The sequence below is a fragment of the Phascolarctobacterium sp. genome, assembly GCF_030531065.1.
Lineage (GTDB): Bacteria > Bacillota > Negativicutes > Acidaminococcales > Acidaminococcaceae > Phascolarctobacterium_A.
On record NZ_JAUNOQ010000004.1, the window covers coordinates 84,896 to 95,766 of the forward strand.

General features: G+C 48.1%; 15 protein-coding genes. All 15 read right to left on the reverse strand.

Features of this window, described 5'->3' with window-relative positions; translation table 11 throughout:
* Window positions 1-35: 35 nt before the first annotated feature.
* The 15 genes from Q4E64_RS03815 to Q4E64_RS03885 all read right to left on the reverse strand — a co-directional run bounded on the left by Q4E64_RS03815 (window position 36) and on the right by Q4E64_RS03885 (window position 10,652).
* Entirely contained in the window at window positions 36-200 is a 165-nt protein-coding gene (locus Q4E64_RS03815; RefSeq protein ID WP_303166356.1) for a hypothetical protein, read from the reverse strand.
* Window positions 197-1,714: a DUF6883 domain-containing protein gene (locus tag Q4E64_RS03820; RefSeq protein ID WP_303166357.1), complete on the reverse strand. Its 1,518-nt coding sequence runs from the start codon at window positions 1,712-1,714 to the stop codon at window positions 197-199. Before Q4E64_RS03820 ends, Q4E64_RS03815 begins: the two co-directional genes overlap by 4 nt.
* On the reverse strand, window positions 1,617-3,050 hold the full coding sequence (locus Q4E64_RS03825) for a DUF4055 domain-containing protein (RefSeq protein WP_303166359.1): 1,434 nt from the start codon (window positions 3,048-3,050) through the stop codon (window positions 1,617-1,619). Before Q4E64_RS03825 ends, Q4E64_RS03820 begins: the two co-directional genes overlap by 98 nt.
* 9 nt (window positions 3,051-3,059) lie before the next feature.
* Window positions 3,060-4,310, reverse strand: coding sequence for a PBSX family phage terminase large subunit (locus Q4E64_RS03830; protein ID WP_303166360.1), 1,251 nt, complete (start codon window positions 4,308-4,310; stop codon window positions 3,060-3,062).
* Window positions 4,300-4,827 (reverse strand): terminase small subunit, encoded by a 528-nt coding sequence (locus Q4E64_RS03835; protein ID WP_368501500.1) that lies wholly within the window; start codon window positions 4,825-4,827, stop codon window positions 4,300-4,302. Before Q4E64_RS03835 ends, Q4E64_RS03830 begins: the two co-directional genes overlap by 11 nt.
* A gap of 111 nt (window positions 4,828-4,938) precedes the next feature.
* Window positions 4,939-5,139, reverse strand: coding sequence for a hypothetical protein (locus Q4E64_RS03840; RefSeq protein ID WP_303166361.1), 201 nt, complete (start codon window positions 5,137-5,139; stop codon window positions 4,939-4,941).
* Window positions 5,140-5,509: 370 nt separating this feature from the next.
* Window positions 5,510-6,106: a recombinase family protein gene (locus Q4E64_RS03845; RefSeq protein WP_303166362.1), complete on the reverse strand. Its 597-nt coding sequence runs from the start codon at window positions 6,104-6,106 to the stop codon at window positions 5,510-5,512.
* A gap of 118 nt (window positions 6,107-6,224) precedes the next feature.
* Window positions 6,225-6,473 (reverse strand): hypothetical protein, encoded by a 249-nt coding sequence (locus tag Q4E64_RS03850; protein WP_303166363.1) that lies wholly within the window; start codon window positions 6,471-6,473, stop codon window positions 6,225-6,227.
* A 45-nt stretch (window positions 6,474-6,518) separates the two neighbouring features.
* Window positions 6,519-7,028, reverse strand: a complete 510-nt coding sequence (locus Q4E64_RS03855) for a hypothetical protein (RefSeq protein ID WP_303166365.1) — start codon at window positions 7,026-7,028, stop codon at window positions 6,519-6,521.
* Between the two features lie 62 nt (window positions 7,029-7,090).
* Window positions 7,091-7,561, reverse strand: coding sequence for a hypothetical protein (locus Q4E64_RS03860; protein ID WP_303166366.1), 471 nt, complete (start codon window positions 7,559-7,561; stop codon window positions 7,091-7,093).
* Window positions 7,521-7,871 carry a hypothetical protein gene (locus Q4E64_RS03865; RefSeq protein ID WP_303166367.1) on the reverse strand — a complete coding sequence of 117 codons (351 nt, stop codon included), beginning with the start codon at window positions 7,869-7,871 and terminating at the stop codon, window positions 7,521-7,523. Before Q4E64_RS03865 ends, Q4E64_RS03860 begins: the two co-directional genes overlap by 41 nt.
* A 59-nt stretch (window positions 7,872-7,930) precedes the next feature.
* Entirely contained in the window at window positions 7,931-8,245 is a 315-nt protein-coding gene (locus Q4E64_RS03870) for a hypothetical protein (protein WP_303166368.1), read from the reverse strand.
* A complete protein-coding gene (locus Q4E64_RS03875; RefSeq protein WP_368501504.1) occupies window positions 8,235-8,573 on the reverse strand; it encodes a VRR-NUC domain-containing protein in 339 nt (112 codons plus the stop codon). Before Q4E64_RS03875 ends, Q4E64_RS03870 begins: the two co-directional genes overlap by 11 nt.
* 34 nt (window positions 8,574-8,607) lie before the next feature.
* Window positions 8,608-9,993, reverse strand: coding sequence for a DEAD/DEAH box helicase (locus tag Q4E64_RS03880; protein WP_303166370.1), 1,386 nt, complete (start codon window positions 9,991-9,993; stop codon window positions 8,608-8,610).
* A gap of 2 nt (window positions 9,994-9,995) precedes the next feature.
* Complete coding sequence (locus Q4E64_RS03885) at window positions 9,996-10,652, reverse strand: hypothetical protein (RefSeq protein WP_303166371.1); 657 nt, start codon at window positions 10,650-10,652, stop codon at window positions 9,996-9,998.
* Between the last annotated feature and the right edge of the window lie 219 nt (window positions 10,653-10,871).

Sequence of the window (10,871 nt, forward strand, 5' to 3'; positions counted from 1 at the left end):
CTAACGGATAACTGCTTGATTAACAAAGTATTTAATTAAGGCAATGTCTTCTCAATATCTGTTATTAAAATATCTTCTGTATAAGTGTCGCCGTCTTTATCTATATCAGCCAAAAAAGCTTTTCCTTCTTCGAAAATTTCTACAATGTACGCTACATTGCCATCTTTTAGCAAAACTTTATCATACTGCTTAATTTTCACGTCGTCACCTTCCTCTTTGTTACATAAACGCTTGTCAAACGCTTTTGCTCACCATCTTCTATCCATGCAGTTAACACGTTGGCCTTTTTGCCATTGGCACCCACGAGTTCCATTATGTATTCATATCTCATTCCAAAACCACCATCACCTTTTTCAACGAATTTACTTTCGTTAAGATGAGCCATTATATTTGATTTTAGTTCCTCATAGTTACTCTGTTTGTACCCTAAAGCTAATTCAAAAGCTTTTGCTTTATCTGGAGCTTTTATAGGATCCAAAGCATAGCCTATAAACTTTATATCTGGCAATATAATAGAACTTTTTGATGCTTCTATTATATCATTACTACTAAAATGCTGCAATCTCGTCGACGGATTATGCAACCCACTCCAGCCGCGCATATAGCGCTGCCAGTCTGCGCCGTTCGCCCACGCCTTAGCCCCATCGACGCCCAAAAGCTGCTGCCGCCGCGTCTGTGAAACGCTTTTCAAATAAGTGTCTCCTGCCTGCTTCGCCCTGCTTTTACCGCTCTTATAAGCTTCCAGCTGCTGAGCGTTCAGGTCGCCCTCGTAGGCCTCCACCAAGCTGCACATACAATGCGGATGTACTGGTAGCGACGGCGCCTTGTCTTTGGGAAATACTCCCGCGCCCATACCGAACATATCGGCTTTAAGCAGCATATCGCACACGTCGTATACCGGGTGCCGCGTGCTCAGTTTCCAACGGTAGCCTATAACGTCCGCGTCCTTCCCAGCGCTGGCAAAAAAGCCGTCCGCCCAGGCTCGCGCCATCTCTGTACGGATTATCCTGTCGGCCACGTAACGGCTTTTCTCCTGCACTGCCACCCGGCAAGCCTTTTCCAAAGCTTCTGCGCTTCCCTCCTGAACCTGTTTTAAAAGCTTTTCACAAGCAGCTTTAAGCATTCGCGTAGGTGCGCCCTTATCGGCCAATCGTTCGATGTTGTGCAGGGCTTTACGAGCCGCCGCCATTTGCGTCGTACTGCCCGCTGTCGCCTTCTTTACGGCCTGTAGGTAGTTCGGTAAGGCCTGCTCCCTTACGAGCGCCTTACCGCTGTTGTAACCGTCGTACAGCTCCCTTGCCGCGCTCTGCCAGGAGGCGTTTAGCTTGAGCTGTTTGCTGACCGTAGCAACTATGGCCTCGCGCATCGCCGCATCAGCGCCATGCAGCTTCTTACTGAGCGTCATACCGTCGCTGCTCCACGGACGACAAAGCGCCTGCGCAAAAACTGATTGCTCCGTACTTGTAAGCATTTCAGGCGCTATACCGTAGCCGTAAGCCGCCGCTTCTACAAGAGATTCTTGTAATCTCGGCAAAGTAAATATCTCTGGGTATTCTTTAGCGACAGCATTAACCGCCGCTTCTGTTTTTTTGCCGCTTTCCAGCAAATCGTAAAGTCTATTTACCGCCTTGCGTCCCGTTTCCTGCCACTCCTGACGCAGGCTGCTTACCAGCCTGCTTACCGCCTTGTTGTCCCGCCTGATCCTCTTCGTCATCGTCTACCTCATCATCAAACTGGTGCTGCATATCAAGCTTTTCCTGCTCCTGCTGCTCCTTATAGCTTTCTACCAGCGCATCGAAATCATCGTCGGCAAGCTCCGGCAGATAAGACGTAAGCACTTTCTTGAAAACTTCCACGTTAAAAGCGTCACCAAATGCCAAACCCTTAGCTACGTCGGCGTTGGCCAGTTCCGTCTCCACATCGGCGATGCTGTAGTCGTTAGGATAATTGCAGGTATAATCCAGCTCCACTCCCAACCAACGGGCAAACAGCGCTGCAAGGTTCTTTTCCGCCGCCTCTATTCTGTCGGCAAAATCCGACAAAATCTGATTGGTCTGCTCATAATCCCAAGCCTTGGCCGTGCCGCTGCTCTGCACCTTTACGCCGGTAACATTTACTACGGACGCCATGCGATAGCATTCCTGCTGCAGGCGTTCAATGTTCTCTGAAATTATTGTTGCCGGCCCGCTGTCTGGAGCGATAAATGCAGGCTCATGCGCCGCGTCAGCGGGGTATCCCAACGCATTATTGGTGCCTATTTCAATAGCGTCGTGATTGGTGTCAGGATATACCAAAATACTAAAAGTCTGATTGATCAGAATGTCGCTAAGCCAACTGCTCATGTTATAAATAGCGAGATTAGTTTGGGCGATGCTCATAAAGTCGGACGGTGGCAGCGCGTCGAAATTATCATGCTCGCGTGCAAACAACGGAATAACGGGAGTAACGCCCAAATTCCACTGCCCCGTACTGGTGCCGCGGCTATTATCCAGTTGCCAGCCTTGCGGCGTAAGCGTGCGCCGCGCCCTTATATTTTCCTGCTCCGGGTCCGGCTCTTCATAAATAAATTTGCTGATTCTGCCAAATTTGTCCAGCTCTATTTCCTCAACCTGCAAAGGATGTACTACAAAAGCGTAAGGTAGCCGCGCCCGCTCTTCTTCCAGAGCCTGCAAGGTTGTTTCCTGTCCTTCTCCCAAAGCGCTGTCCATAACAATAAACGCCACGCCGTTAAGCTTTGCCAGCTTGGCGGCCCGCTTCATCAAATCCTTAATATGCGTCCCGCTAAAATCTACATCGCTGATAAACTTTTCCCAAGCTTTCGCGCCGCTGCCCTTATAATCCCGAACAGCCAAGCTCTTAAATATCGGCGTTACATGCGCGTCTACGCACGGTTTTAAATAGTTCAGGTAGTACGCGGCGCGTCGGCGCTGCTCGTATTTCGTACCATCCTCGCGCGGATGCCTTATCAGACGTCCGCCGTCGAAAAAGCCTCCGGTCCCTTCATATGCTTCCATCAGCAGTTTATATGCTGATTTTTTATTGTTTTTCATGCCTGCCTCCTAGTAGTTAACGCGCCGCGGCGCAATACGTTCGCGGCTCATTACTTCGCTTAGCGCATACCGTACTGCGTCTATCGCATGGTTATTAGCGTCCGAATATGCGCTGATAAACTGTCCGTCCTTATTGCGCTCGTATTCATAGCTGATGAACTCGCGGTAGGTATTAGGGCAGCGTCGCTTATCTATGTAAATATGCGCCCGGCTCTGCAACCATTTCATACCAAATTCAACGCTGTCAGGTCCCTTGCGCGCTCCAAATATCCTAAGGCCCATAGAAGCCATCTCCGTTATGGATTTTGGCTCCGCAGCGTCTGCCAGGATACGCCCGCCTTTGACCTTGGAGCTGATGCGCTCAACAGCCTGCCGGTTCGTAAGCTTTTGTTGGTACAGCTCATCAAAAATATATACATCTTCGCGCTTAGCGTCGTAAGCCAGACGAACATAAGCTAACGGGTCTACAGCAAAGCCAAAATCCAGGCCGTTGTAAATGTAATCAAAGCCGCCGATACGCTCATCAGGCAGCGCTATCTCTTCTACGTTCTCAAAAACTGCGCCGCCTGTACCCGTAACTTCGCCAAGATATTCATGACGGTAAAGCAATTCGCTCTTAGCCTTTAGCTTGTCAGCCTCTAAAAAGAACTGCTCTCCAAGCCACGAAGGCGGAACGCCCAAATAAGTCGAATGGTGCACCAGCCTATCCGCATCATCGCTTAGTATTTCCTCGTTCACCCAGTTGTTACGGCTCTTAGGCGGATTATAAGTACAAAACACCCAGTACGTAGAGCCGCCGCGTAATAACGACTGCAGCACGTTACGTATCTCTTCCATGCCGCTAAATTGGTCAAGTTCTTCAAACCAGACGATACCTACATAGCCAAATGGCAATTTTATTGATTTCACCTTTGCCGGGTCGTCCAAGCCGAAAAATAATATTTTCTGCCCTGTCGCCTTATAGGTGATTTCATGCGGTGAAGTTATAAATTTAAACCGGTCAAGAAGCCCCAGCTGCTCGATGCCCCACTGAACCTGCGGATACACGCTGTTTTTTATCGTATTACGCACCTTGCGCAGCACAACGGCATGGCATACCGGATGCTGCAGCATAAGCAGCGGTACGTTAATGCCAACAAATGAAGATTTCGTTGAACCACGGCCACCGGCAAGCCAGTAAAAAGTATGCTTATGAGCCTGAAGGTCATAAAAGACGATGTCAAAGGCAGGCGCCGTTATCGATGCTATATTAAATTCCATCTGCCGCCTCCCTATCGAACGTAAATACTATCTGTTCATCTACATCGCCCTTATCCAGTTCGGCAACCTCAGCGGCCAGCTTCTTCACCCTTAATGCCTGCTCGTCAGCATCAGCGCGGCTAGGATAACGCTTCAAAAGCAGCTCCGCAGCCTTCAAGCGCTCTTTCATAGAGCTTTTCTTGGTCATGATGCGCGCCACGCTGCGCCCATCGCCAATGAACTCGTTTACTACAACCTCTTCTACCATCTCATCGCGGATAACTGACGAAAGGAATTTAATGACCTCTTCCGGCGTAGCTGTTTTGGAAGCTTCAATCTCTTTCATACGTTCTTTTATGGCTTTTTGGATATTAGGTTTTATAAGGTTTTCTGCGCCTATTGTAGCCGCCGTTTTCTTGCTGTATCCTGCCATTATTGCCGCTTTAGTAGCATTCCCCGTCTCAATATAAGCTTCTACAAAACGTCGCTGCCTCTCTGTCAGCTTCACCATTACATCCTCACCACCATCGCTTTCCATGCATAGAAAAAGCCGCTGACCACATTGGCCAACGGCTTCGTTATTCTCTTGTTCCCGCTTTCGCTAGTATATATTATACCACGTCAAGAGTGTGCACTTCTATGCACTTTTTTAATTTTCCACGATTTTTGCAAGAATTTCTTGCGAAACCATCCCCGCTTTCAGCTTGCACAAGAACGCCCGCATATACATTTCCTGCTCTGCCGTAAGGCGGAATTGTACTTGCTTCGTCGGGATATCCCCGTTCTGTCTCTTGCGGCCTGCGCCCGGTCGTGCGCCGCCCCATGTACCTTTTTCTTTTTCTTCAGTCATAATAAGCCCCCTAACGTTTCAATACTTTTATCAGTGTATACACCGAAATACATAAAGCTAGAACGGAAATAACTAAACTTAATTCTTTCATTTCTGTAAAGATGTGGTATAATTGAAAGTGAGGCGGGGCTTGCGCCCCAAACCTCAGTGCTTTCTAATCTGGTACAGTGTGATAACTGCTGCTAACAAGTTTATCACTGCTGTTGCCAGATTTATTATTTCTTCCACATCTTCTCACCTCCCTTCGATGATTTAATTATAGCATATTATCTTGATTTAGTCAAGACTTTTCGAGAATTATTTTAAAATATTTTATATAAAACTTTAACCGCAGGATTTTATTTATTATCCTACGGTTATTTTTATTGTTTTAATTAAGTTTTGCAATCATTTTCCTATATGCATGCTCCCTAAACGACGACAGCGGCATATTGCACCGCCGTGCAGCTTCTGCGCCGCGAATTATTCCCGCCCGCCATTGCGCGGCCATTTCGTCGAAATTAGGCGGTAGCTCTTTGCGCGGCCTGCCAAACTTTACGCCCCTAGCCTTTGCGGCGGCGATGCCCTGCGCCTGCCGTTCGTGAATGTTGGTGCGCTCCGTATGCGCCACGTAAGCCAAAACCTGCAAAATCAGGTCGGCGATGAACGTTCCCAACAAATCCTTGTGCTTCCTCGTATCCAATATTGGCATATCAATTACCACGATATCCGCGCCTTTTTGCTTTGTTATAAGCCGCCATTGGTTTTGTATTTCCTCGTAATTACGTCCTAAACGGTCAAGGCTCAAGACATACAACACGTCGCCAGCCTTCAGCTTACGATATAATGCCTTATACTGCGGACGGTCGAAGTCTTTGCCGCTCTGCTTGTCCTCGTAGATTTTTTCAACTCCGGCCTTCTTCATCTCGATTACCTGCCGCGCAAGGTTCTGCTCCTGACTGGATACTCTTACATAACCGTAAATCATTTTCTCTTTTCCTTTTTATATGGCACACCATTTTGCTTTAACTCCTTTACTGTACCGCAAGGTCTGCCACGTAAGCATCCGCAACTCTTCGTGATGCCAGCAAGAATTTTTGTTAGCATTATAGCCCTCTCCCTTCCACCGTTTTACAAGTCAAAATATAGATGCCATTTTCGCATTCCACTTTATGGCCAAATTTTTTAAAATAATTTGCGACTCTATCGCTGATAGTTGTTACCGTCGTGCGATGGTATTTTGCTATCTCTTGCAGGATAGCGGCTATTTCATTGTAAGCCGCTACGGTAAGCTTGCGCTTGTCCAAATCCTTAGCAAATTCTATGCTGTTGAAATCGGTAAATAGTTTATCCATTTCAGTCTCACTTCTATCTCATTTACAGTCTCATTTAACTTTCTGCTAAAACAATTTCTGTTCTTCAAATATGGCTTTAGCGCTTTTTCTTGATATAACGCCGTTAGCTTTTCTTGGCTTAGCGCGTTTAGTTTTTCTCCCATCATCCTTTTCCAATATTATGTCCAATGCTTTGGAGTGCAGCTTATGGACACCGCGCCAACTATACCCCATATCACCCGCAATCTGCTCCCATTTCTGGTAATTCAAATAGCGCTTGTGTAATATAACCTCTAAATTCTTATCCCCGACCAACGCTATCAGCTGCCGCACTTCGTTCATCGCTGCCACAAGGTTATTCATATCCTGCTGTATGTCGGCCTCCAGGTCTACGATATTAACTACGGCGTTTTCGATTTTTTGCCCATTACCGCTGCCGCCAGCTCGCGGGCCATATTTCGGCGTTACATTATTGGCGATATCCCGCAAGTTTTGAAGCTGCGCGCAGTCGCTTTCCAACTGCCGCTGCAAAGCTGCTGCCGATTTTAATTTTTTCTTCAATTCGTCCTTGGTCACTTACATGCCTCCATGCGTAAATACCGCCAAAATTCGATTTAATTAGTCCATTTATTGGTTTCTCAGCTTTTTTCGTCTACTAGGTCGTCATATGCGCTGCTAACCTGCAATATTTTTCCGGTTTGCCTGTCCCGCAACAAGTGTTTCTTCATTACTTCGTTACGTTCAACTTCATAAACAGCAACGAGGCTAACGCTGTATCTGCTATACTCCTGCATAGCGTATTCCCTAACCCATACTGCAGCCCCTGAATCATTAAAAAGTAGCAGGAATAAAGGATTAACCGGTTCGCTGAAATCAGGATAACGCCCTTTACCGCACTGCACTACCGTTTCATCAGCATCAATGCAAATGATGTAATTATGTATCAGCTCGCTAAACCAATTCGCTGCATTATTTTCAGTACCGAAAAACGTTACTGCCGGCTTCGTCCAGCTGTTCTTGCAGTTAGTAATATCCCTTATAGGCTTTATGGTTTTGCCAGCGAGTAATTTATCTAATTCTGTTTGCCCTATCGCCCGCCACAGTTTCATGTCGGCCGCCTCCTTTTTCATTTGCAATTTCAAGTTCTTTATGCTCCAGGAGAATGCCCTGACGCTTAATGCTGGCAACAGCTGCCAGCTGCTTAGGCGTGCGATTATCATAATAGTCGTCATTCATCATTATGTAGCTTTCAGCTATAATGCTGATGGCACGCTGGCTGTGAAATATTTCAGGCCTGTTCTGCAAAAGATATTCTACACAGGTCAGCATTTCTGCAATCGCAGCTCTGTACCCATGGTCAAACCCTTTTTTATATCCTTCCTTTACGCAGGCTTCGCCTAAAACCTGCATATCATTCAAAGACATTGGCTTGGGCGGCGCGGCTAACGGCGGCAGACCGCCCCGTTTGAGTTTTCTTGCTATGCTTCCCATAACGCCCTCTTTTCCGGCTTCACATCATCCGCCAGCTCCCGCAGAATCTTTATCAGCTCCGTGCTATGGCGCCGGTAAGCTTCCGTAATTTCGTCAGCGTAGTATTGAGACTTTGCCAGCCTGAAGCCATACTTTTCGCTGCTTTCCACAGTCTGGCCGAATTGCCGGGCCGCAATCATGTAAAACATCAGCTCCGGGTTCTCAAGGCCCATGGCTTTGTAAATCAGACTCAGCCACAGGTCGCTGTCCCGCGGGCTGTTTAATGGGTCGCAGATTGTAATCCCCAGATCTCTAAAGTCCATACCGCAACGCTCCTTCCATAATCTCCCTGTAGCCTTTCGGCCATTCGACAATCTTCAGCGCTTCTTCCACCGTATAGGCAACGCCGGCAGCGGCGCCCTTGCTGATCATCGCCAGCATAAACTGGCGCTGCTCTTTCGTCGGTCTGCGCGGATGCAGCTTTGTCTCGATGTAGAATATCTGTCCGTCAGGACGGAAGCCATATAAATCGCAATGTCCCTTTGGCAGGCCGGTATTAAAAAACCTGCCGTCCGGCGTTCTTACCTTGCCCACGTTGGTACGAAATATCTGATGCCCGGCGTTGGTTACCGCCAGCATAACGGCATTCATTAACTCTGTTTCGTTCACCTTTGCTACCGCCCTTTCAGCAATATTTAACCGGCTGGCTGGCCAAGTTCATTTTATAAACGGACCACTTATATTTTGCCGGAATAGGTATGCCAAGTTCTATAGCCTTGCGTAGCCCCCAGAAAAAATTATATTTCTTAGCTTTGCGGAACAGGTCTATCTGCTCCCAGCAGGTGGCCTTTTTATAATCGTCGTATGGGAGCTTTGCGATTTCCTCCAGCTGCACGCCTTCCACCACTTTGCGCTCGGCCTGTTTCTCGCGTTCGCTAAAATCATAGCCGCAGAATTTGCACACTCTGGCGTTGCTGGGCATCACCGCGAAGCAGTTCGGGCATTGCTTGACGACGATTTTGTTTTGCTTTTTCTTAGCTTTGGCGGCCAGCGTCCACTCGCGGTCGTCATCCGGCAGGCCATGCCTGGTGTAGTTGCCGACGTGGTCCAAAATTATGGCCACCTTATCCGGGTTGTTTGGGTCGTAACGCATGGAGCGCATGGACTGCTGCACGTGCAGCGTCAAAGACTTCGTTGGCCGCAGGAGCACCACGGCCTCGCAGTCCGGCACGTCGAAACCTTCGCCGAACAAATCCACATTGCTCAGCAGTTTTATCTTGCCCTCGCGGAACCTTTTAACCACTACCTCGCGCTCAGATTTAGGCGTAGCGCCGTCTAAATGGGCTGCCGCTACTCCAGCCTCCCGAAAAGCCCTTACGGTGTTCTTAGACGTTTCTATGCTGGAGCAGTAGACGATAGTTTTCTTGCCGTTGGCCAGCTTAAGCCAGTTTTCCACGGCGCTGCCGAAAATGGCTGACTGATTCATAAGCTCTTCCACTTCGGCCTTATCATAATCGCCATGTTTGGTATGCAGCTTGCTGGCGTCCGCCAATTGGACGCCGTAATATTTATACGGCGCCAGATAATGGTTTTCGATAAGCCAGCTTGTCGATACCGACTCAATCAGCTCGCTGAAAACCGCGCCCAGGCCGCCTTCGTTCATGCGCTGCGGCGTCGCTGTAAAGCCTAGCACCGGAGCATATGGGAAATACTGCAAAACCTTGATATAGCTGTTGCTTAAAATATGGTGCGCTTCGTCCACTATAATCAAGCCCGGCTTGTTCAGCTTGCCCAGCCTGCGACAGGCTGTCTGCACCATCATCACAGAACAGCGCCGGAAGTCCACGCCGCAGGCTTTGAATGTTTCCGTTATCTGCTGACAAAGTTCCTTGCGATGAACCAGAAACAAGACGTTGTTTTTGCGGTTGGTAGCCAGCGCGGCTATTGTCCCCTGGATAACCGACTTGCCGCCGCCGCACCCAAGCACGCAGCATACCGCATGCTTGCCGTTGACGATTGCCTGGCGGGCATTGCTGATCACATCCTCCTGGTATGGTCTGAGTTTCATCATGATTAGTCCCAGCGCTCCCAATTGCTGCCCCTGCCCAGCCCGCTGTCATAACCGCAGGATTTGCACGGCTCTTCGTCTTCATCCTGCTCCTGGTATTTGCAGTTGCCGCAGCTACACTGGTTATTATGCGGCTTCATCCAGCCGTCGCAACCACCCTTTTCGTCGCTGCCATAGCTTTCGCAGTCAGTATCGGCGCAGTTCTTACAGGTCTGTTCAACTGAACCGCCGGCAGGAAGCGCCGCTACGTCTATCGTTTCTTCATCAGCAGCCTGCCCTGCATTCAGAGCAAGCATTTCCTGTTGCTTTTCCTCCGGATTACCGTCGTCAAAAAGATTTCCCTGCGCCTCTTCTTTTTGGCGCATAACATAATTGCCGTCGCTGTCAATATCCAGTACCATATTAGGCAGGCTGATAGCGGAAGATTTTTTGGTCGATTCCTTATAGCTTCTGGCTACGTCATAGGTGATGAGCGGTACCAGGCATTTATCGCCGTTCTCGTCTACGCCGCCGGACAATTCGATTTTAATTTTGACGCCAATATCTCCTTCGCCGACGTGCTTTTCATCCATCGCGCACAGCAAAGCCTGCAGCATATTGTTAAAATCATCCTTGAGATTTTTGAATACGTCGGATTCTATCGTGAGATTCATATAATTCATAGTTTTCCCTCCTGAAATTGGCTTAGATAACATTTTTATGTCAGCTAGCTGACATTTAAAAACGCCGCAAACCCGCATGGTTGAGCCTTAGCTAACAAGCTAACGTAATTTGGCGATAGGGTGCGTATATTTTATAGGGTAATTACGCTTTAGCTTAATTGATGCTTCCATACGAGACACCTTATTTTGGTTAGCTAATGAAAAATGTTAGCTAACTTA

Excerpts from the sequence above, each read along its gene's own strand:
- Q4E64_RS03845 (WP_303166362.1), bottom strand. The coding sequence starts at position 6,106 with ATGATTTACGGTTATGTAAGAGTATCCAGTCAGGAGCAGAACCTTGCG.
- Q4E64_RS03870 (WP_303166368.1), bottom strand. The coding sequence starts at position 8,245 with ATGGACTTTAGAGATCTGGGGATTACAATCTGCGACCCATTAAACAGC.
- Q4E64_RS03835 (WP_368501500.1), bottom strand. The coding sequence starts at position 4,827 with ATGGAAAGCGATGGTGGTGAGGATGTAATGGTGAAGCTGACAGAGAGG.
- Q4E64_RS03885 (WP_303166371.1), bottom strand. The coding sequence starts at position 10,652 with ATGAATTATATGAATCTCACGATAGAATCCGACGTATTCAAAAATCTC.
- Q4E64_RS03875 (WP_368501504.1), bottom strand. The coding sequence starts at position 8,573 with ATGAATGCCGTTATGCTGGCGGTAACCAACGCCGGGCATCAGATATTT.
- Q4E64_RS03860 (WP_303166366.1), bottom strand. The coding sequence starts at position 7,561 with ATGAAACTGTGGCGGGCGATAGGGCAAACAGAATTAGATAAATTACTC.
- Q4E64_RS03840 (WP_303166361.1), bottom strand. The coding sequence starts at position 5,139 with ATGACTGAAGAAAAAGAAAAAGGTACATGGGGCGGCGCACGACCGGGC.
- Q4E64_RS03850 (WP_303166363.1), bottom strand. The coding sequence starts at position 6,473 with ATGGATAAACTATTTACCGATTTCAACAGCATAGAATTTGCTAAGGAT.
- Q4E64_RS03880 (WP_303166370.1), bottom strand. The coding sequence starts at position 9,993 with ATGATGAAACTCAGACCATACCAGGAGGATGTGATCAGCAATGCCCGC.
- Q4E64_RS03820 (WP_303166357.1), bottom strand. The coding sequence starts at position 1,714 with ATGACGAAGAGGATCAGGCGGGACAACAAGGCGGTAAGCAGGCTGGTA.
- Q4E64_RS03825 (WP_303166359.1), bottom strand. The coding sequence starts at position 3,050 with ATGAAAAACAATAAAAAATCAGCATATAAACTGCTGATGGAAGCATAT.
- Q4E64_RS03830 (WP_303166360.1), bottom strand. The coding sequence starts at position 4,310 with ATGGAATTTAATATAGCATCGATAACGGCGCCTGCCTTTGACATCGTC.